The organism is Vibrio penaeicida, from assembly GCF_030689305.1.
GTDB classification, from domain to species: Bacteria; Pseudomonadota; Gammaproteobacteria; order Enterobacterales; family Vibrionaceae; genus Vibrio; species Vibrio penaeicida_B.
The window spans coordinates 39,350-61,459 of the sequence record NZ_JAUYVM010000003.1; the positions used below are offsets into that span (position 1 = coordinate 39,350).

Annotated in this window: 20 protein-coding genes and 1 pseudogene; 7 read left to right on the plus strand and 14 right to left on the minus strand. The window is 44.3% G+C overall.

What is annotated here, in order from left to right; genetic code table 11:
• Nucleotides 1-69: 69 nt before the first annotated feature.
• Entirely contained in the window at nt 70-1,878 is a 1,809-nt protein-coding gene (xsc, locus tag Q8W40_RS06175; protein WP_305396348.1) for a sulfoacetaldehyde acetyltransferase, read from the minus strand.
• Between the two features lie 231 nt (nt 1,879-2,109).
• Here xsc and Q8W40_RS06180 point away from each other — a divergent pair, with 231 nt between their 5' ends.
• Together Q8W40_RS06180 and Q8W40_RS06185 are read left to right on the plus strand one after the other, a co-directional pair.
• A complete protein-coding gene (locus tag Q8W40_RS06180) occupies nt 2,110-3,108 on the plus strand; it encodes an AAA family ATPase (RefSeq protein WP_305396349.1) in 999 nt (332 codons plus the stop codon).
• A complete protein-coding gene (locus Q8W40_RS06185; protein ID WP_305396350.1) occupies nt 3,101-4,843 on the plus strand; it encodes a cobaltochelatase CobT-related protein in 1,743 nt (580 codons plus the stop codon). Before Q8W40_RS06180 ends, Q8W40_RS06185 begins: the two co-directional genes overlap by 8 nt.
• Before the next feature lie 85 nt (nt 4,844-4,928).
• Here the strand turns inward: Q8W40_RS06185 and Q8W40_RS06190 are convergent.
• Together Q8W40_RS06190 and Q8W40_RS06195 are read right to left on the minus strand one after the other, a co-directional pair.
• Nucleotides 4,929-5,699, minus strand: a pseudogene (locus Q8W40_RS06190) (helix-turn-helix transcriptional regulator).
• A 34-nt stretch (nt 5,700-5,733) separates the two neighbouring features.
• The gene (locus tag Q8W40_RS06195) at nt 5,734-6,264 is read right to left on the minus strand and encodes a YbhB/YbcL family Raf kinase inhibitor-like protein (protein WP_305396351.1); all 531 of its coding nucleotides are present in this window, start codon (nt 6,262-6,264) and stop codon (nt 5,734-5,736) included.
• A 228-nt stretch (nt 6,265-6,492) separates the two neighbouring features.
• Here Q8W40_RS06195 and nfi point away from each other — a divergent pair, with 228 nt between their 5' ends.
• Nucleotides 6,493-7,167: a deoxyribonuclease V gene (nfi, locus tag Q8W40_RS06200; RefSeq protein ID WP_305396352.1), complete on the plus strand. Its 675-nt coding sequence runs from the start codon at nt 6,493-6,495 to the stop codon at nt 7,165-7,167.
• Here the strand turns inward: nfi and Q8W40_RS06205 are convergent.
• Nucleotides 7,153-7,554: a toxin-antitoxin system YwqK family antitoxin gene (locus Q8W40_RS06205; protein ID WP_104403185.1), complete on the minus strand. Its 402-nt coding sequence runs from the start codon at nt 7,552-7,554 to the stop codon at nt 7,153-7,155. The genes nfi and Q8W40_RS06205 overlap by 15 nt on opposite strands.
• A 12-nt stretch (nt 7,555-7,566) precedes the next feature.
• On the minus strand, nt 7,567-9,330 hold the full coding sequence (locus Q8W40_RS06210; RefSeq protein ID WP_305396353.1) for a YwqJ-related putative deaminase: 1,764 nt from the start codon (nt 9,328-9,330) through the stop codon (nt 7,567-7,569).
• A 333-nt stretch (nt 9,331-9,663) separates the two neighbouring features.
• Between Q8W40_RS06210 and grxB the strand changes: the two genes are divergently transcribed.
• Nucleotides 9,664-10,314: a glutaredoxin 2 gene (gene grxB, locus Q8W40_RS06215; RefSeq protein WP_305396354.1), complete on the plus strand. Its 651-nt coding sequence runs from the start codon at nt 9,664-9,666 to the stop codon at nt 10,312-10,314.
• Between the two features lie 114 nt (nt 10,315-10,428).
• On the opposite strand, the gene Q8W40_RS06220 is transcribed toward grxB, so the two are convergent.
• The 9 genes from Q8W40_RS06220 to pta all read right to left on the minus strand — a co-directional run bounded on the left by Q8W40_RS06220 (nt 10,429) and on the right by pta (nt 19,453).
• Nucleotides 10,429-11,532 (minus strand): hypothetical protein, encoded by a 1,104-nt coding sequence (locus Q8W40_RS06220; RefSeq protein ID WP_305396355.1) that lies wholly within the window; start codon nt 11,530-11,532, stop codon nt 10,429-10,431.
• A gap of 10 nt (nt 11,533-11,542) precedes the next feature.
• Nucleotides 11,543-12,430 (minus strand): hypothetical protein, encoded by an 888-nt coding sequence (locus tag Q8W40_RS06225; RefSeq protein WP_305396356.1) that lies wholly within the window; start codon nt 12,428-12,430, stop codon nt 11,543-11,545.
• Between the two features lie 236 nt (nt 12,431-12,666).
• On the minus strand, nt 12,667-12,876 hold the full coding sequence (locus Q8W40_RS06230; protein WP_305396357.1) for a hypothetical protein: 210 nt from the start codon (nt 12,874-12,876) through the stop codon (nt 12,667-12,669).
• A gap of 420 nt (nt 12,877-13,296) precedes the next feature.
• Nucleotides 13,297-13,509, minus strand: a complete 213-nt coding sequence (gene cspE / locus Q8W40_RS06235; RefSeq protein ID WP_101110364.1) for a transcription antiterminator/RNA stability regulator CspE — start codon at nt 13,507-13,509, stop codon at nt 13,297-13,299.
• Nucleotides 13,510-13,924: 415 nt separating this feature from the next.
• Nucleotides 13,925-15,286: a cell envelope integrity protein CreD gene (gene creD, locus Q8W40_RS06240; RefSeq protein ID WP_305396358.1), complete on the minus strand. Its 1,362-nt coding sequence runs from the start codon at nt 15,284-15,286 to the stop codon at nt 13,925-13,927.
• Nucleotides 15,287-15,358: 72 nt separating this feature from the next.
• Nucleotides 15,359-16,870 carry a two-component system sensor histidine kinase CreC gene (gene creC / locus Q8W40_RS06245; RefSeq protein WP_305396359.1) on the minus strand — a complete coding sequence of 504 codons (1,512 nt, stop codon included), beginning with the start codon at nt 16,868-16,870 and terminating at the stop codon, nt 15,359-15,361.
• Nucleotide 16,871: 1 nt separating this feature from the next.
• A complete protein-coding gene (locus tag Q8W40_RS06250; protein ID WP_305396360.1) occupies nt 16,872-17,573 on the minus strand; it encodes a response regulator in 702 nt (233 codons plus the stop codon).
• 106 nt (nt 17,574-17,679) lie between these two features.
• Entirely contained in the window at nt 17,680-18,435 is a 756-nt protein-coding gene (locus Q8W40_RS06255; protein WP_305396361.1) for a sulfite exporter TauE/SafE family protein, read from the minus strand.
• Nucleotides 18,436-18,454: 19 nt separating this feature from the next.
• Nucleotides 18,455-19,453: a phosphate acetyltransferase gene (gene pta / locus Q8W40_RS06260; RefSeq protein WP_305396362.1), complete on the minus strand. Its 999-nt coding sequence runs from the start codon at nt 19,451-19,453 to the stop codon at nt 18,455-18,457.
• A gap of 171 nt (nt 19,454-19,624) precedes the next feature.
• On the opposite strand from pta, the gene Q8W40_RS06265 reads away from it, so the two are divergent.
• From Q8W40_RS06265 to Q8W40_RS06275, 3 genes are read left to right on the plus strand one after another with little or no spacing between them, the layout of a single operon-like run.
• The gene (locus Q8W40_RS06265; RefSeq protein WP_101110356.1) at nt 19,625-20,434 is read left to right on the plus strand and encodes an IclR family transcriptional regulator; all 810 of its coding nucleotides are present in this window, start codon (nt 19,625-19,627) and stop codon (nt 20,432-20,434) included.
• 8 nt (nt 20,435-20,442) lie between these two features.
• On the plus strand, nt 20,443-21,147 hold the full coding sequence (locus Q8W40_RS06270) for a UTRA domain-containing protein (protein ID WP_305396363.1): 705 nt from the start codon (nt 20,443-20,445) through the stop codon (nt 21,145-21,147).
• 3 nt (nt 21,148-21,150) lie between these two features.
• Nucleotides 21,151-22,050, plus strand: a complete 900-nt coding sequence (locus Q8W40_RS06275) for an EamA family transporter (RefSeq protein WP_305396364.1) — start codon at nt 21,151-21,153, stop codon at nt 22,048-22,050.
• The last annotated feature ends 60 nt before the right edge of the window (nt 22,051-22,110 follow it).

The following is a 22,110-nucleotide window of genomic DNA, read 5'->3' on the forward strand; positions in this document are numbered from 1 at the left end:
TTTTACAACGTGACGGGCATCGCCAATCCATAAACTGAGAAATGAATTGGTGACACCAGCCAGCGCTCTTTAGACGTAGTCTTTGTATTTATCTAAGTGGCGTACGGGTGTAGACAGCGCATCGCGGCGGAATGGGTCGCCTAATTCACGTGTACACATGATTTCGATAATGGTTGTCTTGCCTTCGTTCATCTGCATATCGATGGCTTTTTGCAAAGTTGGACCAACATCTTCCAATTTATCGACAGTGATCCCTTCTGCACCCATTGAGCGAGCAATTTCTGCAAAACTTTGGTTATCCAGTTCGCCAGCAACGAAACGACGGTTGTAGAAATCCACTTGGTTTTTCTTCTCTGCACCCCATTGGCGATTATGGAAAACCACGGCAGTCACAGGAATATTGTGGCGTACGCAAGTCATGGTCTCGACTAAGCTCATGCCCCAAGCTCCATCACCGGCGTAAGAGATCGCTGGGCGATGTGGCGCTGCCACTTTTGCACCAATGATGGTTGGGAAGGCATAACCACAGTTACCAAAACTCATGGCCGCAAAGAAGCTACGTGGTTTTTCAAAGCGGAGGTAGCTGTTGGCAATGGAGTTGATGTTACCGATGTCGGTCGACACCATGACATCTTCCGGCATGGCTTTTTCAAGCTCGCGCAGAACTTGTCTTGGGTGAAGGTATTCGCCACCAGAGAAAGGCGTTTCTTGCGCGTTTTCTTCGATCATGTCTAGGCTGAACTGGTCTTTTTCGTGCGTCCAGCCATCCAGTTCTTGTTCCCACGCCGTTTTCTCAGCCTGAATTTTCTCGAAGCGTTCTTGCTTGTTTGCATCACAAGTTAACGTGCGACCTTCTAAACGTTGGGTCAGCGCGACAGCAGCGGCTTTTGCATCACCACAAATACCCACAGAGATTTTCTTAACTAATCCCAACATTTTGTTGTCGGCGTCGATCTGAATGATCTTGGCGTTGGTTGGCCAGTAATCCATGCCATGTTGTGGCAGAGTACCGAACGGACCAAGACGTGAGCCAAGCGCAATCACGACATCCGCTTGAGAGATCAGCTTCATCGCGGCTTTAGACCCTTGATAGCCTAGCGGACCACACCATAGTTCATGGCTGGCAGGGAACGAATCGTTGTGCAAGTAGCTGTTCACGACCGCAGCACCTAAGCGTTCTGCCAGTGCTTTACACTCTTCAATAGCGTCGCCCATAACGACACCACCACCGGAAATGATCACTGGGAATTTGGCTTGAGCTAAGATGTCTGCTGCATCATTTAAGCTTTGTTCGCCACCTGCACCTCTATCGAGACGAGCGGGTTTCGGGATTTCACATTGAATATCGCCATAAAAATAATCGCGTGGGATGTTGAGTTGCGTCGGACCCATCTCACTCATTGCGCGATCAAAACAGCGACCAGTGTATTCCGCCATGCGCGAAGGGTGGGTTACGTGCCCTTGGTATTTAGTAAATTCTTGGAACATAGGAAGCTGGTTACATTCCTGGAAACCACCTAGTCCCATGGTAGTAGTGCCGGTTTCTGGTGTCACAATCACCACTGGGCTGTGCGCCCAATAGGCGGCGGCGACGGCGGTAACACAGTTACTGATACCCGGTCCATTTTGTCCTATCACCACACCATGTTCGCCAGAAACACGTGAGTAGCCATCGGCCATGTGTGCCGCACCTTGTTCGTGAACGACTGGGATTAAACGAATGCCAGCAGGGGCAAAAATATCCATGGCATCCATAAAAGCGGATCCCATAATGCCAAACATGTCTTGTACATTGTTTGCTACCAATGTTTCTACAAACGCCTCTGAAGGCGTCATACGCGTTTTTCCTTCAACCACGTTTCTTGTGTTTTCGCTCATCGCTGTCTCCTTGACGAAATAGAATAAATTTCAAAAATTGGAACAATACATTTCGTTAACTGAAATTTAACATTACTCTAAATGTGCAATTTTTGAACGTCAATGGAAATATTTAAAATGGAATGATTTGTTCCATAAAATGATATTCATCTATCAAAAACGAGAAAGAATGGTGTTCAACTTGTGAGCGCTGCGAAAGAATAGAAACAAGTGAATGAAAAGGATTGCGTGATGGATATGAGAACAGAGCGAGTCACCACCCGCTACTCTGTTAGGGATACGTTTGGGATTGATGTGGATCTGGACGTGATGGGATACCCACATCCCACACAGGATGTGCCTGAAATTGATATGGCGTATCAATTTAATCCTGAGGTGACGTTAGCGATACTCGCAGGGTTTACTCACAACCGTCGTACGCTGATTCAAGGTAGGCATGGCACGGGGAAGTCGACTCATATAGAACAGGTTGCGGCACGATTGAACTGGCCTTGTATGCGAATAAATTTAGACGGACACCTCAGCCGTCTCGATTTAGTCGGTAAAGACGCCATTGTATTGAAAGACGGTAAACAGGTGACGGAGTTTCAAGAAGGCATTTTGCCTTGGGCGGTTCAAAAACCCATGGTTCTAATACTGGATGAATACGACGCAGGGCGACCAGACATAATGTTTGTTATTCAGCGACTGCTTGAAAAAGAGGGCAAGCTTGCCTTGATGGAGCAAAACCGTGTCATTACCCCACACCCGCAATTTCGACTGTTTGCGACGGCTAATACCGTAGGGCTTGGAAACGTCAACGGTTTGTACCACGGCACCCAAGTATTGAATCATGCGCAGCTCGATAGGTGGAATTTAACAGCGACGCTCAATTATTTGCCTGCTAAACAAGAAGCGCAAATTGTGTTGGCTCGCGTACCAGAAAAAAACACACCTCAAGGAAAAACCATCGTGGAACATATGGTGCAGCTCGCCAATCTTACGCGACAGGGTTTCGAAACGGGTGATCTTTCCAGTCTTATGTCGCCGCGCACGGTGATGACTTGGGCGGAGAATTGTGAAATTTTCAAGGACTGTGAGTTGGCGTTCAAACTAACGTTTTTTAATAAGTGTGAGGAATCGGAACAAGCCCTTTTGGAAGAATACTATCAGCGTTGCTTTGGCCGGGAACTGCTTAATCAAGAATTACCCGAACAAGAATCGCTAGGGTCGATGCGTAACGATGAATAGCGGAAAACAGGCGATTAGCCAGAAACAACGCAATCAACAAAATCGAGAACACTTATTGGTGACGTTGCGCTCACTTTCAGGGTATTCCGATATTGAACTGAAAGGGGATCGTTTGTTTCAACGCTCGCAGCCGTTGGTGACGCTTGCTCCCCATTTGCAGTTGAGGGATTTTGGAAGCGTCATGCACCTTGAACAAGAAAACACGTTGGAAGATGAAAGAGCAACTCAAAGAGGACTCGTCGACGGGTGGGTTGCTCATCTCACTAACACCAATCAAGTTGATTTTTTAGCAAGCCGGCCAACACACCAAATAGCTCGCTGGGTATTTGATGCGCTAGAACAGCTTCGAGTGGAATCGTTGATTTCAAAAGAGTATGAGGGGATGAGCGTCAACATAGAGATGCACTTTGAGCATTGGTCTCGACAATATGAAAAGGCAGGGCTGCTGGAAAGCCAAGTGGGTATATTGTTGTTTACGTTATTGCAAATGGTGCGTTCTCGAGTTCAATCCTTACCTATCTCCGAGATCATTGAAGAACAGATAGAGTCAACAAGAATGGCGTTAGCGCCTCTTATCGGAACTCCGCTTTCCAAACTAAAAAGATCAGCAAATAGCCAGCTTGAATACGCTAAGTTTGCGAACGATATTGCGCAAGTGATTGCGAATTTAGTAGACAGCACACTAGAGGATGAAGATGCCAATCAACCGCCTACTCGTAATCGCATTGCCTTTGATTTGCTGGTGGAAAATGATGGCGAGATTGAGTGTGAATTACCTGTCGCCCAAGCAGGGGCGAGTACTTCTGTTGAAGGGAGATCATTAGGGTATCAGGCTTTTACCACCGACTATGATGAAGAACGTTTTGCTGCTTCGTTGGTCAGGGCTGTATTACTGGCCGAGTTTCGGGAGGACCTTGATAAACAGTGGATGCAGTCGGGTATGTCCATTCGTAAAGTTGCGCAGAGAATGAAAGAGCGGTTTTCCACTCCATGCGAACCCCAGTACCAGTTTGGTGAGGAATCGGGTTTGATTGACGGGCGCAGGCTTAGTCAGATCGTGACGAGCCATAACGAGAAGCGTGTATTTTATACTCGCCCTCAAATGTTGAAGCCAGACATGCAACTGACGATTCTCATTGATTGTTCTGGCTCGATGCGCAATTCAATTCGTTCTGTCGCACTGATGGTTGATGTCCTAGTTAGGGCGGCGCAATTATCTGGGGTAAAAACGGAAGTATTGGGGTTTACCACGCGTTCATGGAATGGGGGGCGAGCGCAGCAAGATTGGTTAAAGGCGAGAAAGCCGAAGTTACCCGGGCGGCTCAATGAACTGAGGCACCTCATTTTTAAAAGCGCGTCAGAGAATTGGGTGAAATCGAAACGACAGATAGCCGCCATGATGAAGCACGATTTATTTAAAGAAGGGATTGATGGAGAGGCCATACTCTGGGCTCAGAAAAGATTATCGAATAGCCAATGCCAGAAGAAGGCGCTATTGGTGATATCCGACGGCTGCCCTATGGATACCGCAACTCAATTAGCGAACGATGATACTTATCTCGCACGCCATCTTTCATACGCCATTACACAATGCGAACAAGAGGGAACGTTAGTCACAGGTATGGGGATAGGGTTGGATTTGAGCGCATTTTACACTCACCACTTAGCCGTCGAGCTAGATCAGGACACTAACACTCAGACACTCTTCAATTTGATCGACAAAATAGCGCACTGACCTTTAACCGTACTCATATTTTAGAAAGCTCGCTCTTTAAATAGCCAACTCTTTAAACCTTCACTCTTTAAAGAACTCTGCCCTATTACAGTGTTTGCAAATACTCTCTTGGCGTAAGCCCAAAAGTCTGTTTGAAGCGACTAGAAAAACGGCTTTCCGATTTATAACCACAGGCTAAGGCTACAGACAGCTGGCTGCGAGTTTTTTGCATCAAACCTAATGCGTAAACCATTCTTACGTTAGTTAGGACTTGCCTAAACGTTGTATTTTCTGCAGCAAGCTTTCGGTTTAGTGTGGCTCGGCTGGTAAAAAAATGCTCGGCTACGGTTTCTATCTTGTAGTCTAACCCTGGGTTACTACTTAGGTATTGCGCCAGCTTTTCTTTAATCTGGTTCGGCTGTTCAGGAAAAAGCTTATGAAGTTCGCCCGTATTTTTGAGTTCAGCATACATGCCGTACAAAAACTGCCGTTGCGTGTCTTCAGCTAAATTTTTGCCTGTCATTTCAAATAACGTATTGAAGCAGTACTCAAGTTGTGGGGTGGTTTTTATGCGTAGGGTATCGTCATTCGTTTGGGTACTGGATTGCTTTACCCAACTCTCGGGAGGGGGATCTAGCAGAGTAAGTGTTCTGGAATAAAACGGCGTATGTGTGGGTTCATTAACAAATGTTAGGTATTGGCTGGCAGGCGTGACCAGCCAATCTGAAGACGTATAGCGGAGCGTTTCCTAATGCCACCAAAGGCGTTTTTCACCTTGAGCAACCCAAATGATCGTTGGTGCGTAAATCAGCACATTTCTGAGTGGCTGAGATTTCTTTGCATGAAAATGCCCAGCTTGTACCAGAGATTGAGTCATTTGAGTTTGCTCCATACCATGTAATTCAGTTTGCTTAACGCACGTAAGTGGCGGTTAATGTGGCTTTGCCAAGCGATGAACTGTTCAGCATGTAGCCCACAATGGCATTGGATGCATTGTCTGGTGCCGCAAGGTTTTCTGTTGGCAGTGCCCACACAGTGAATTGGTATCTGTGCATGCCATGTCCTTCTGGGGGGCAAGCACCACCAAACCCAATCGAACCGTAATCATTTTTACGTTCTTTTCCTGCAAATTTAACCTGCGTAGATGCACCGCGCTTAATGCTTGTCACTTCAGCGGGAATGTCTGTCGCTACCCAGTGCCACCAACCGCTGCCTGTCGGTGCGTCTGGGTCATAGGCGGTAATTGCAAAGCTCTTGGTGCCTCTTGGGGCGTCTTGCCAGCTTAATGCTGGAGAAAGGTTATCGCCTTCACAGCCAAAGCCTTTGAATTCGAAAGCTTTATCCATTCGACTTCCTTCCTGAATGTCACTGCTGCTCAGTGTAAACGCCGCGCTATTAAACGAAGCAGCTGCAAGCAAAAGAGCAAGATATTGAGTTTTCATTCGTGTTCTCCTTGTTTAGGGTCGATTGACTCATGTTGTCTAAGGAAAACTTTACGTGGATTGAGAGTAGCGCAATGAACATAACGGCTCAAATTTTTAATGAATAAGGTTATTTTGAGAGGTTATGCTATTTGGGCATGAGGCTCACGCGCATTGAATAAAAATCTTTATTGGGTTCTATTTATCGGATAACCTGCCGAAAACTATTAAACCGTCAAAGTGAGATTTATGAAACCAGCTATTATTCACGAGTGGGATATCAGTGAAGCTGAAGCCCTAAGTCTGCAAAAAGAACTTTCTGGGAAAGTAACACATACGGATGATTATAAAGAGATTCGATTTATCGCTGGGGTCGATGTTGCCTATTCTAAAAAAGACGACATGCTCGTTGCTGCCGTCGTTATTTTGGATAGTAAAACTTTAGAAGTGGTAGAAAGTTCAATTTCCGAAGGCTCGGAGCAATTTCCGTATATACCAGGATTGTTTTCTTTTAGAGAGATCCCACCACTGATTGAAGCTTTTGAAAAACTCAATATTCAGCCAGATCTAATTGTATGTGATGGTCAGGGTTACGCTCATCCACGTCGATTCGGACTGGCGTGTCATTTGGGTGTTATTTTTAACAAACCATCGATTGGGTGTGGAAAAACACGCTTAATTGGTACTCACGGAGAGGTTGGAATACATCGAGGTGAAAAGACTTGTTTGACAGAAGGGCACGAGATTATTGGGAATGTTCTTCGAACCCAAGATCATATTAACCCTATTTATGTTTCTGTAGGGCATAGAATATCACTGAGTTCAGCTTGTGACTGGGTTTTGAAGTTATGTCCAAAATATCGGCTTCCCGAGACAACTCGACAAGCCGACCAGTTGGTGAATAAGGTATTATCTAGCAGATAGCTTTCGCATTTTTTCTAGATATTGGTGCAAGTTAGACCCGACCTCTAGTTCCCTTTCTTCAATCAAATGTCCATTTTTGTCCCATTCGATATAGTTGAGCTCGACGCCATGCTCGTAGGTTCCCCGAGATTTACAGGTACTATTTTCATACCACTGTGAGATCAGCATAGAGTTGTTACCGGAACATTGCGTCCACTCTTTCGAAAGCTGACCATTTTCATGCCATTCTTTACACTTTCCCTCAAGGAAGCCATTCACATAGGAATGTTCTTCTTTTAGAGTGCCATTTGAGTAGGTTGAAAAAACAACGCCAGTGAACAAACCACCATTGTAAATAAGAGCATCATCTTCGAATTCTAACTCTTCTTCGGTTACACGCATAATCATCGAGCTCCTATTTTAATCTACGTACTGTACATCACCTAGAATCCACTTACAGTGTATACACGGCGGCTTTATTTCCCCTACAAAACCTTTCTTTTGTGTTTCCATTGTAAATACAGCGAAGTCATCTAGAGTCGCACTTGGTCTTTGATTGAGAAGATCATTAACAGCGTAGACCTCAGCATGAGAGCCTTTTCCTTTTGAGAAAGCGTACTCTTCAAGATCAGCATCAGGGATGTTGAATCTTTTATCCAAAATGTTGTGTAAGTTTGAAGGTTGAGTGCCTTCAAAGTTATTAACATAAGGTTTGGATATCGTACCTGATTCGAGATCTTGTGCGACAGATACTACCGGGCCAATTTTTCTTTTCCCAAGCTTATCGACCTCTTTTAGTTTCTTTAAGTGGCTTCTGGCGATGCTCTTAAGGTTGTTAGCTTGCTCTGAGGTAAAGGTAAGGTTGGGTTGCGGTTTAGGCTCACCAATGGCACTAAATACCTTTCCATTTCGGCCCAGCATTTCTGGTTGTGTTTTTGCATTGTCAAACAGTCTGTATACCCCGTTTCCTCCGTTTTCTTGGAATACAGGAACAGCTTGCCCATTATGTTCCGCTAGGAATACGTGATCTCGACGTATGAGATTAGAGCGAACTCGGTTACCATTCACATCCGCAAGCCTCTTAAATCCTTTGTACTTTTGATCTGTGACGATAAAACGACGCCCATCATGTTCAATGATTGCTCCAGCCTCTTCAGTAAAGCCCCTAGTGATTGCTCCATGCTGTGCATCAGCAAGCAACTCTAATTCACCCGAATACTGACCTGCTTGAGTTGCGGCAGTGGCTACTTCGTTGAAGTTCTCTATGTTGAAGACGTTTGTGCGATGAAGCCTCTTGGCAACGTTAAGTATATGTCTTGACTCTGCGAATCTTGCACCCTTTTGGACTTCGGTATCGATCCCGCCGCGAATTCTGATCCTAAGGTCAACTTTTTTAGTAATGGCGTTGTATTCGCCAAGTTCGAAATTAGTTGCCCAACGACCAGATAGTGCTCTAACTTCATTGCCTACAACACCAGCAGGGTTGAAGCCTGCGTCAATGTTTGACCAACCAACGTACCCGCTTCCACTTTGAATTTCTTGCTGTAGCGCTGAGTTAAACTCAGCCTCCCAAGATGCAAAGACTTGTTTCATCGCTTCGCCGGCATTTTCTGCAATTGGGTAGAGTTCACTTCCCTCTACAAGCGCCATTGTTTCTACAATAGGAATATTGATAGCGTGCAGGATTTCTTCAGAGGCCGCGCCTTCTTCAATAGCTGTAATTTCTGGAAGCTGAGTGAAAATAGTAGCATCGGCTGCTTCTAGTAAAGCAATGCCTCCTGGGTTATGTACTACTGCAATAGCCGCAGCTTCGGTCTCTGCAAAGAGTACGGCGGCATCCGTTCCTATCGCTTGTGCAGCGGTAGCAACTGTTGCCCCACTTGGCAATGTGATATTTCTGCTCGCAAGCTTTCTGCGAGCGACATTGACTACACGTGTTGACCGATGCCATGACAGAGGGCGGACTAAAGTTGTTAATGGTCGAATTGCACGACCTATTGTCCAAAGTGCTCCAATCGCGGCACGTTTCTCGCGTGAAGCTCTTTCTGCGCCATTAGCGAGCTCAAGGTTGATGTCGGTATTAGTTATTGCGAGACTTTCGGCAGTCGAAAGAGGAGCGAATGCCATTAAGCTGCTGCTTACGGCAGCGCATAACAGGGCTTGTTTAAACTTGATATCTCTCATTTCTTGTCACCTAATTTTTTTGATTTAATCACTCTGAACATTCGGAGGCTTGGTGTTTGAACCCAAAATAATTAAATTAACTAATTTTATAGTTCATTTTATAAAATTAATTATATTCGCTTGGTTATCAATAAGGCTCGGTGGTGCGTGTCTTAAATACTGAATTGATGTTTGAGTTTGATTGTTCATGACATTGAGAGTGTGAATTGCCTTCCAGCAAATTTTTTGTCGGTATTGAGTTTTTTATTTCAACAAAAAACGAAATTGGTTAACTAGAGAAATTGCTTTGGTTTGGTAAACTGGCTGTGAAAACCAGCCTCTTAAGGAGAAGAAATGAAGCTGTTTGTATTTGAACATTGCCCGTATTGCATTAAAGCAATGATGGTCGCTGGCTTGAAAGGTCTTGACGTTGAAGAAGTGTTTTTGCAAAACGACGACGTTGATGCCCGTATTGAAAAAGTGGGTGCGAATATGGTGCCGATCCTTCAAAAGTTTGATGGTAGCTATATGGCAGAAAGTTTGGATATCGCGAAATATTTGGATGAGTCAGATGGTGCTTCAGTTATTACCGAAGGTAAACTTGGTGACAAAATTAGTGAGATATTAGCGCAATCGTTTGAGTTTAGTGGTCCTTTGCTTTACCCGCGCTGGTTGATGATTGAGTTACCAGAGTACGGCAGTGAATCAGCTAAAACGTGGTTTACCAAAAACAAATCCGCCATGATAGGGATGAGTTTTGAAGAAGCCTTCTCTAAGTCTGATGAATACTTACCAAAAATGAATGCACTGCTTGAAAAGCTGGATTGGCTGACATTGCCTTCAGAGCGAGGTAATACCATCAGTTACGACGATGTGAACTTATATCCGCACCTACGTAATCTAACGGTTGTGAAAGGTATTCAGTTCCCGCTGCGCGTTCGACAATACATAGATGAAGTCACTGCGCTTACTAAGATCCGCTTGTTCGATTCAGTCGCCGTGTAGGTAGCCTCTAAACTTCGCATTTAGAGACTATGTCGATATATAACGAAAAATCCCGATTTGATCGGGATTTTTGTTTTTGGGTGGCTGTTATTCTAAGCGAGAAAATGTTTGCCGTTATTGGCACCCATCCGAGCCACAAATCATGCTTGCAATAACATCTGGGTTACTTAGATAACCCATATGGCTTTCAAGCGCGTTAGTAACAAACCAAAACCAAGTGCTTGTATTACTTACTTTTACATTGTGTACAGTCACTTGGCTGTTACTTGATGTCGCAGTGGTACCGTAGTTGCTTACGGGGTAACTCAATAAATCACTGGGGTCGGTATACGCAACGACGTTAATTTTTGATCCCCCGTTTTGCTTGCTTTCAATCGAATCTGATAAGGCGGCGGCTAAGCTATTTGAGTAAAACTCCTCTTGCTCTGTTTTAGCGCTTCTATTTGTTTTTATGGGTTTGCAATTGTTCAAGGGGCTTAAGAGTGGAATTTGGTTCGATGCCATAAAAACGGTTGATGATTGAGCCATAAGCGACTTGGTGATCGATTGATTTACAGTGTAATCAGAGTGCTGACTTGGATGAGGAGCGCACATTAGTACATCTCTGAGCACCTTGCTTCCTAAGCTGGATGAAATAAAGAAGATTCGGTTCTTGATGGTGCTGGATTCTGGATTCATCTCTTGAACTTTAGCCATCGATTTCGCAAGGTACTCTCGGATTTTTATGCCCTTAGATCCAGCATAGGTAGTGACATCTGAAAAGCACCCAGAAACCAAAGTGTCTTTGACTTTTTTATTTAAATAGGCTGATTTGCCTTGAATATCCAGCTCGCCAGAATTTCGAATCTGATTCCAGTCAGAGTAGTGGTATGCGTAGAATTTCAACTCAGATTTTTCATCACTGACTTCGTACTCTCTAAGATAGGGAAAGCCCGTTGATGTACTTCCATTGGGGAAGTAATAGCCCAAGTCTTTTTCTTCTACAGGACCGTGGTACCCAGCCTTTTCTACTATGCTATTAATCGGTTTTCGGGCCCAGTCGGACGGTTTTTCACACATGCCATGAACCATAACAATAATAGTTCGGTAAGAAATGCTGTTTGTTTTGTTTGTCATCAACCCTTCAAACGTGGCTGTCTTCTCCATTTCTGGAGGAGAGTATGGAGATGTACACGCTGTTATAAGTAAGCAGATGGCGATTAAAAATAAATGTTTCATTTTGATATCCCTATTCTTTTACGTCCAATATTTCTTTAAGTTTTTTGGATAACTTTTCTTTGCTATCATCTTTTTTATTTTCAAGCGCTTCAGCCAGTTTTTCTAACGCTTTTGCAGAGATTGATTTGTCTATTACGGTTAAAGTAAGCGTTATTTTATGAGTCTGGACAAATACTCGATCTACATCTTTAGGCGGTCTAATACCTGACAGTTCGCCGAAAGAAATCTGGCTACTGGGAGTCGTTGTCGGGATGTCCAAAGTCGCAACTTCACCGTCAAAAATGGTATTGATAGAGATAGACTCTTTATTGCGTGTATACGTAACCCAGTTCAAATTCAAAGTAGCAGCACCTTTGAAGGCTTTTGCTGTATCTTCTTTGTTCTTAACTAGGTGATGCCATTGATAGGGAAGGACACTAAATGTTTCGTCAGCTAAAGAATGACTATTAACGGACGCCTTATAGAAGATTGGCGATGTGGTTAAAGTGATCGGTATTATTAATTTAGGGTCAGTCTCAGCAGAGCTTAGCTGAATCGACATCGGGAAAGTAAGTTCTTCAATTTTTGTTACTTTCTTCGTGGATTGATCCTTGCCTTTTTGTTCTTTTAAGTCACATTGAAACAGGTACTCACCTTTATAAACCTGAACTTTTTTCTTCAGTTCCTTTTCTAATTGCCTATCTACAGCATCGACTAAAAAGCTGGCGACTTGATCAATCAAAAAAGTTTTTATTAGCGGTTCAGGAATAAAGTTGCTGCCCTGTTCTTGGCAGAAAGAAGGTAAAGGGGCGGTATTCGTAAACTTCATGTCTACGTTTTTAGATTCAATCAATGCGGTACTGGTACAGCCAACACCCAGTATCGCGCAGGATGCGATAAGTGTTTGGTATATATTCATTGACTTTCACCTTTTTAAGTTCGTTAAACATTATGCATAGGCACAAATTTAATAAGGAGATTGGTGTCAAATATTTGTTATCTTTTTGTTAAATTTTGATTGACTTGTTCTAATGGTAAGTCGTTTTTATGAGTGGTAAATGGTGAATCACATGATACGGGCGGCAGTATCAATGTGTTCAACAAGTATGCTCTGAATGGAGAGCGTAAGACAATCAGCAAGTGGCGGCTGATAATCTAAAAGCTGACGAGAAAGTCGCCGATAATTTGGTTGCTCGAGTTGGCAATGATGCCTTTACTGGTGTGCTCATCGTACGAAAATTGCAGATTTAAATCAGATACTTTGCCTTTGGTTAGAACATTGCGCAGCAAAATATCGCTATTCATTTGGTGGGTCGTGACTCCCCACTGGGTGTTACTTTTAAAAATATTGAATTCTATTCTCATTTATTTCCTCTTCGTAGAGTTAGATTTTTCAGTTTTGTTGCGGCATTTCTGAAACCAGAAACGGTGTCGACCAATCGATTTAGACATGGTTTTTCCTTTTTTCTATTCACTAGGGTCTTTTGACCTATAGCAGCTAAGTTTTGTTCAAGCTGAAATTGGCTGAACGTTTGAATGCGCGTAAACGCATACCAATACCTTCATTAAAGTATTCGAATGTTTCACTTTGATGTTACTTAGGTATATTAGGACTGTATGTTTCTAAAATAGTTCTATGACACGATCATCATAATGATGGATACGTTAAAACACAGAAAGAAATTGAAGTAGTAACAAAGAAGGTTATATAGCTGAAGCGGTGATGCGAGGTAAAGCCGGAGGGCTAAACGAGCAAGCCGCTAAGCTTGCTCGTAAAAGCATAACTTACGCAGGAACTACGTTAGCAGCCTGAAGACCTTTTTGGCCTTGCTCTACTTCAAAAGTCACTTTCTGACCTTCGTTAAGAGTTTTGAAACCTTCAGAAGCGATAGCACGGAAGTGAACGAATACGTCAGCACCGCCGTTATCTTGAGAAATGAAACCGAAACCTTTCTCTTCGTTAAACCACTTTACAGAACCAGTTACTTTGTTAGACATGGAATGCCCCTTAAATATATTGAATTAAATAGGTTCGCTATAAGCGAATGCACTGAAAGCCGGAATTATTTAATTTGACGATGAAGCTAAGGGTGTAACAGAGGGTTCAACAGTTACGAAGGAATTCTGAAGACTTGCTTTGACTTAATGTTTTTTTTAAATAACTCTATGTGACAGAGCGCACGCAATATTACATCAGAGAGAGGCGTTGTAAAGGTTTATTTTCAATAAAATGCTTTTATTTTTGGGATTTTGGGCATTTCCGCATAAAAAGGACACTTTTTGTGCATGCTCACGAAGGTGCGTATGTGCTTATCGTTAAGTTTCCCCCATTAGCTTCTAGGTCTCTCGTTTGTCGCATCACATAAAATACGAGAGCCGCTAACGCTGCGGCTCTTGTTTAGTTTTAATCGGGTTACTGTTTACCGTCTTCGAAATCAGCATCATGGTTGGATTGAGGTTGTGCATTTGCGGCTTTTGCACTTCGTTCATACCAATTGACGTGTCGAGTCATCACCATAACCAAACTTAAGACGACAAAGCACAATAGTGTTCCCATCAGTAGGGCATAGCTTTCTGCTTGCAGCAGCCCGAACAACAATCCGTACAGAATGAGTAAACTGATTCCAAAGATGCTGCCATGTTTACGGTTATTCAGCATACCGCCCACGTACACACTCAATAAGGCAGTGGACGCAACGGCAGACACTAAGTATGACCAATTGAAGCCAGTATGCTCACTAAGGGAAATCAGCAACAAATAGAACAGCGCTAGAGCAAGACCCACAAAACCGTACTGGATTGGGTGAATAGGGCGCGCTTGGAACAGCTCTAATAAGAAGAAGCTAGCGAATATAAGGGTAATGACCAGCAGAGAATAGTTTACGGCGCGATGGGATTTAAGGTAATGGTCGACAGGGTCAATCAAGTCCACACCCATTTGCCTGCCGTTAAGTTCGTAACATTCGGTATTGTCTGACATGCATTTATCAAACAGTTGGGTAATGTTGGTTGAAAAGTTGTTGGTTGCCCATTTAGCACTGAAGCCGGTTTCTTGGATATCGGAAGAAGTAGGTAAATAATCGCCAATAAAACTCGGGTGAGGCCAGCTAGAGGAAAGCTTAACACTGGTATTGTTGCCAATCGGGGTGATTTGTAGATTACCCATACCTTGTAGCAAGAAGTTCAAATCAAATGTTAGCGGCTTAGATGTATCTAAAGTATCGATGTCCAGTTTGCTGTGGAAACCTTGTGTCATTTGGTTCATCCCAGTACCTGGTTCAACTTCGATGGATTGTCCACCTAGTGATAACTCCCCTAAGTTGATTAACCCTCTGCTGTCAATGATGCCCACCACCATGCTGATCTTATCTATTGTGAATTCGCTCAAATCATCCAGCGAAGAGAGATCAAACTCCCCATTGAGGTCGGTCTGCGCTTGATAAAGGCGAGCTTTATAGATCCCTCTGTATTTCTCGAAACTTTCAAGATGAGACGTCAGGTTAAAGGTATCGGGTAAAATGAACGCCTGACGCTCGATCATGAACTCTTTGTCTTTATTAGTGATGGTTTCCGTGTACTGAATATTGATGAAAGGTCCCATGATGCGCTGCTCACCGCTGCTGCTTCGAGCGATGTCTTGCTGAACTTCCTGCTGTCGATAGGAACGCTCAGAAATAAGGTCTTCAATCATGGATACTGGAATCTGCAGTAGCAGAAATAAAAACAGCACAAAGCCAAACTTTATGCCGAGTTGGTTGTTCATAAATTTTTTCATTTCACTCTCCTTAAACGTTATTCGCACTCTAAAACAGCAACTTGGAGAGTGAATGGAGGTTATGTGGAGTTTTTATGGAGTTGCTAATGCCTTTATGGGGTAGAAACGCTTTTTAGGGGTTGGAAGCTGCAGCGTGACTTTGACCCCGCCCTCGACGTTGGCTATCTCGAGTGTACCACTGTGCAACTTAGCGACTTGCTCAACGAAGTTAAGCCCCAACCCAGTGCTTTTCACGCCACTTTCCCTAGGCAGTGAGTAAAACCGTTCGGTGATTCTTTCTAGGGCGTAGTCAGGAATGTGCGGCCCTGTATTGAACACCGTGAGCACCGCATTTCCACCACTGTACGAGATACACCAATGAATACTGCCTTGTTCAAAAACAAAATCGAGGGCGTTTTCCATTAAGTTGAATAATGCCTGTTTCAATAAGAAACTGTCGCCGCATACGGTTAACGGACTGTCTGACGCGCTTGGTTCACTCGCAGTTATTTCGCATGATGCCGATTTTTTACTGAGCTTGGCGTCTGAGGCGTGCACAACTTCTTCCAACATCATGAGTAGGGGAAGTGGCTGCGTATTTTCCAATTGAGGCATTTTTTCTAACCGAGCTAACTCCAACAGTTTATCGATAAGCAATTGCATTCGGTTGCTTTCGCGTTCTATGTTGCCAGCGAAACGGCTTATTTTTTCTTCCGGTAGCGGCATCTGCAAGATTTCGCTCGCGCCTTTAATGGCAGAGATTGGGCTTTTGAGTTCGTGGGTGAGTGTTTGAACATATTCTTCAACGTAGTGTTTTCCGTCGAGCTGATTGCGCATTTTTTCCAGCGCATTACTGAGCGTGCCGTATTCATAAAAGATTCGGAAAGTCGGTTTGGTGACTTTTTCTCCGCGGCCCATTTTTTCTGCGTAATCTTCGAGTTTATGTAGGGCAGAGTGAATACGCCAAGCGATGAGCGCACCGGCGAGCAATACCAGCCCCGTCATCCACATCATCCAGAATAAGACATTTCGTTTTGAAAGGTCGATAAAAGGCTGAACACTGCGATTAGCTTTCGCTACCGTAACGCTGCCGATAATTTCTCCCTGATGGTAGATGGGGGCGGCGACGTGCATAACCGTAGAAAGAGGATCTTCGGGGTTTTCGGTTGTACTGCGAGCCCCATATTTTCCGCGTAACGTTAAGTACACGTCATTCCACTGAGAGTAATCTTTGCCCACATCTTGTTGCCAAGAATCGGCGATAACGATGCCATTTTTATCGGTGATATAGATTCGATGATTAATGACTTTTTTGCCGATTTCCCAGATTCTCGCTTCCGGTTCTCGCTTACCATAAGCTGTCAGTAAATTGGCAAATCGACTTTGTGTCATTTCACCATTTGCAACTTCTTCTTCCGCCAGTACAGCAAGCAAATTCGCCATGTCGACTAACGTTTCTTCTGTCGCTTGGCGCACGGTCGGTTTCAGTTCTTGAATGACCGTTTGGCTAACGATATAGGCAGTCATGCCCACCAACACAAAGTAGAGGAAGAAGAGACGAATCCCGAGGGGGATTTTAGGCCAATTGGACGTTTTGTCGGTCATGTTAAGCCTTACAACGGTGTGATTTTTGAACGCAATAGTAGTATCCGAACCCTCTTTTTGTACAAATTCTATCTGTCATACCAAAGGGTTTGAGTTTGTTGCGAATGGCTTTAATGTGAGAGTCGATATTACGTTCGTAGATGGCATCTGGCGCCATGTCGGCAGCGATCATGAGCTGTTCTCGGCTAAGTACGTTGGTCGATACATCAATCAACTTGTGAAGGATTTTGAATTCCACAGCGGTTAGCCCTAGGTTTTGGCTGCCTACACGGTAATCAAAATTCTCGGGGTATAAGTCTTGGGTGTTCTCGACCGATTTTTCCGCGTCAGGTTGGGGGGAAACCAATGAACGAAACTTAATACGAAGCTTGATTCTCGCGAGCATTTCCCGAGGGCTGAAAGGTTTGGTTACGTAATCATCAGCCCCGATTTCTAGTCCGACAACTCGGTCTATTTCATCATGTCTGGCGGTTAAAAAAATGATAGGGATCGCGGAAAAATCGCGAATGGTTTTACATAGCTCAAAGCCATTTCCATCCGGTAGCCCCACATCTAGAACCAATAAATCTGGGTTTTGTGCTTTTAAATGGGCAAGCCCTTCGCCAGCGGTTGAAAACCAGTCCACTTGATAACCATCCATTTCCAAAACGTGGATTAAATTTTCAGCAATAGCGGGTTCATCTTCAATGATCAGGATATTCAAAATTTGGCTCGATTCAGGTTTTATATCGCGCAATTATACCAGCCAAAAGTAAAGCATGGGGCTGGTGTGTTAGCTGCAGTCACATATCTGTGTTTAATTAGATGAGTCACTTGGGGAGCATGTCTATAAAGAACGGCATCATCAAGCGCATGGCGATCAGAAACAACACTATCGATATCCCTTTTCTCATGGTATTAGGGGAGATATTCGTTGGATATTTCTGTGTTAAGTAGGTCACAACCATCACTAAGGGAATCGCCGCGGCTGAAATGGTCAGAATTTCAGGAGTGAGTTGGTTTTCCCATGCAAGAAGCACCGTTCGAGAAACCGAACTGCAAAGAAAGGTGGAAAGCAACAGCGCACGAATATGCTCCATTGCCATAGGTTGGCGATAAAAGTGGTAAACAAGTGGAGGACCGCCCAGTCCGAACATTCCGCTACAGAGCCCCGATGTAAAGCCAGCAAAAGAGAAACTACGAACACTTGAGAGCTCTTTTTTTGCTGCCGCTCGCCAAAATAAACTGATGGCGCTGTACAAGATGATACAGCCCAACAAAAACTCCAAAGTACTTATCGCTTCACCACTTAGATGGTTCAAGCCCAGTAGACCAATATAGATACCAGGCATAACACCTAAAATGGTGAACACCCATTTACGCCAAGGTGTTTGCCGACCAACACCTTTTAACGCGACCAGACAATTTCCAATGGTTATCAAACTGATGATGGCAGCGATAACAGGCAAACTGTAGAGTTGGAAAGCGCTGGTCAAACCGATAATGATTATGGCGATACCAAACCCTGCTACAGTTTGGAAATACGTGCCAATGGCGATAATAACGAGTAACAGGATTAATTCCATTCGAACGAGGTAACCTCAATTAGGTATGTTGAGCTTGAACAACCGTCGTGGCGATGACATGGAATATATCGTCTTCGCTGCACCCTCGGGACAAATCGTTGGCGGGTTTTGCGAGTCCCTGTAAAAGAGGCCCTATAGCTTTTGCGCCACTGAGTCTTTCTGCCAGTTTGTAGCCGATGTTTCCTGCTTCTAAATTAGGGAAAACGAGTACATTGGCGTTGCCTTTTACGGTTGAATTTGGTGCCTTCTTATTGGCAACTTCTGCGACGATGGCGGCATCGAATTGCACGTCTTCATCAATTGCCAGTTCAGGTCGTTGATATTTTACTCTTTTTGACGCATTTATCACTTTGTCTACCGAAGAATGTTGTGCACTTCCATTTGTTGAGAATGAAAGCATCGCGACTCTCGGCTCAACATTCAGAAGTTGCTGTGCGCTATTGGCTGCTGTGATCGCAATATTGGCAAGTTGTTCTTCGTTTGGATCCACCACCAAGCCGCAGTCTGTAAATATGAGTGGCCCTTTATGATGGTGGAAAGGCTCACATAACATCATGATGAAAAAGCTCGACACGAGCGGGAATGCTTTGTTGGTGCCAATTAACTGAATAGCATTACGAACGACATCCGCTGTTGTGTATACCGATCCTGCGACTAGCCCATCAGCGTAGCCCTCTCGTACAAGCATAGATGCAAAAACGAGCGGTTGACGAATCAATGCTTCGGCATCTATTTGGCTGATCCCCTTGTGTTTCCTTAACTCATACAATGCTTGGCTCAACGGCTTGGTAAGCGGGCTATCGTCGATACAAATCAAGGTCAACCCAGACAACGATAGCCCTTGTGCCAAAGCTTGCGCTTCAAGATCTTTGTTGCTGCCAACCAATATTATCTCAGCGACCCCGAGTTGATGAGCCTTTAAACTGGCGTTGAGGATGCGCTTATCTTGTGCTTCGCACAAAACGATCTTTTTTGGGTTGTTTCTTGCGGATTCGATGATCTTTTCAATTGCTTTCATAATAATAACATTCCATTTATCGATACAATTGGTTCCGTAAATTGCAATTATGTGTTAATGCTAACGACTGATGCCCCATAGATCAATCTAAATCCGCTATGTGGTATAAATCATATTGCTTTCTTGCTATAAGTGGTCTCGTGAGCAGTTGAAGAAGAAAATCGGAGAAATATGGACAGCCAGTCACCCACTCAGCCTCCTAAAGTGGAGGGTGATACGCCCACCTTGCGCCTTTTTGCTTTACTTGAAGTGATCGCAGAAAAGGACGAATTTTTCTCATTACAAAGCCTTGTCGAAGAAACGGGTTTGCCTAAGCCCACATTACACCGAATGCTTCAGCAGCTAGAGAGCGCTGGCATTGTGCAGCGTGACCATGATGACAGGCACTACAGCACCGGAATACGATTACGCCGTTTTGCGGAAAAGTTGCTACTGAACAGTACGATTCACAGTGCAAGGCACGCCGTGTTACTGCAATTGCAAAATGAAGTGGGAGAAAGCTGTAACCTTACGGCGCTTTCTGGGGGCGAGATTGTCTATGTTGATCGCGTAGAAACCCAAGCCCCACTTCGCTTTTATTTGCACCCGGGTTCACGTGTGCCTGTGCATTGCAGTGCAACGGGTAAGCTTTTCCTCGCGAATATGAATGCCAAGCAGCGCAGACGTGTGTTAACCACCACTGAATTAGAGCGTTACACCCAGCATACGAAAACCAACATTGAAGATTTGGAAGAAGAACTCGACCTAGTTAAGAACAATGGTTACGCCATCGATAACGAAGAATTTTTACCCGGTCTGTTCTGTGTTGCTGTGTTAGTGCCTTCAAAACGTGGACGTTCTAATCTTGGTATTGCCATACAAGCGCCGATTATTCGCCTAAAACCAGAACAAGCTCTACATTTTCTTCCTGCTTTGCAGCGCGCAGCCAATGCATTAGCCAAAATAGAAGAGGAAGAAGATGAACGGTTGTCTGACAAATAGGTGAATGGGTGCAATACGTAGAGATTAAAATCGCAGTAGAAGAGCAGATTGAATCTGGGTTATTACCTCCGGGGCAGAAACTGCCTCCGGAACGTAAATTAGCTGAGTCATTTAACACGACGCGAGTAACACTGCGAGAAGCGCTATCGCTGCTTGAGATTGAAGGGAAAATCTACCGAGAAGATAGGCGAGGGTGGTTTATCTCGCCTCCGCCACTAAGCTACGATCCAGGTAAAGACTTCAGTTTTACGGCATTAGCGACGGCGAATGAAAGAAAGCCTAGAACCGAAGTTCTCACATCGAAAACCATTTTGGCGACCAAATACGCTTCTCAGATTTTGGATCTTCAACCTTTCTCTGATGTGCATAAAATTGAGAGGCTTCGTTACCTCGATGAACGTCCCGTCATGCATGTGACTCATTATGTTCAGCCTGACTATGCGCCGAGTCTGCTCGATCACGACCTTACCCTTTCACTCAGTGGTATTTGCGCGAATGAATTTGGTATTCACCCGGCATCGACTCAAATTCGGCTACGAACCACTTCACTGCTTGGAGACATTGCGCAGTCTTTACGCGCAACACCGGGTGCTCCAGCAATGGTGATTGAGCGTTCGAGCCTAGACAGTTCCGGTGCGATCATTGATTGTCGCATCGAATATTGGCGACATGATGCGATCAGCATTGAATCGAGTGTGGAGCTGAAAAAATAGTTTATGTCATTGTTTGCTATTGCTTTAGTGGTTTTCTCGGCGTTGTTGCACGCGAGTTGGAATATCATTGGCAAATCTAAGCAAGGTGCTGGTGGTTCGTTTTTTCTTGCTTCGGCGTATGCGCCAACCCTTATCTTAGCCCCTTATACTTTTTGGTTTCTGTCTTCCCCCGACATTTCATTGCCTTTTGAGTTTTGGCTTTGGGTATGTGTGAGTGCGGTATTTCAAGCTGTTTACATGCTTGGGTTGGCGTACGCTTATCAGCGTGCCGATGTTGGCGTGATTTATCCTATCGCGAGAGCCACGCCAGTACTGATGGTCGGTATGGGGACGGTATTGTTAGGGCAGACATTGAGTGATGCTCAATGGATTGGCTTTACCTTAATTACCCTTGGTTGCCTGTTTGTTCCGCTCGTGACATTCAGCCAGTTTAGGCTATCCGATTACATGAATGGTGGTGTGGCTTGGGCGCTTGTCGCCGCAGTGGGGACAACGGGCTACTCCATTCTGGATAAAGTCGCGATAGACATTCTTACCAGTGAAGTGAAGGAAGTTTACAGCGCGCAACAGGTGGCTATTTTCTATTTGGGTGTTCAGTTTGCATTTATGGCCGCGACATTAACCCTGACCTTTGCTGTGACGAAACAATGGCATGTCTTTCGAAAAGGTTGGGAAATGAAAAAGTCTGCCACGGTTGCAGGCATCATGATGGGCGTAACGTACACCTTAGTTTTGTATGCCATGACGCTAACTGAAAACGTCAGCTTGGTGGTTGCTTTACGCCAGACCAGCATCATATTTGGGCTTTTATTGGGAATTATTTTCTTGAAAGAAAAGTGGCTGTATACAAGAGGAGTCGGGGTGGTGTGTATTGTCGTTGGACTTGTCTTGGCTCTTATTTGATGATCTGTGTAAAAACAAAAAAGTGCCCTGAAAAACAGGGCACTTTTGGTTAAAACCTTG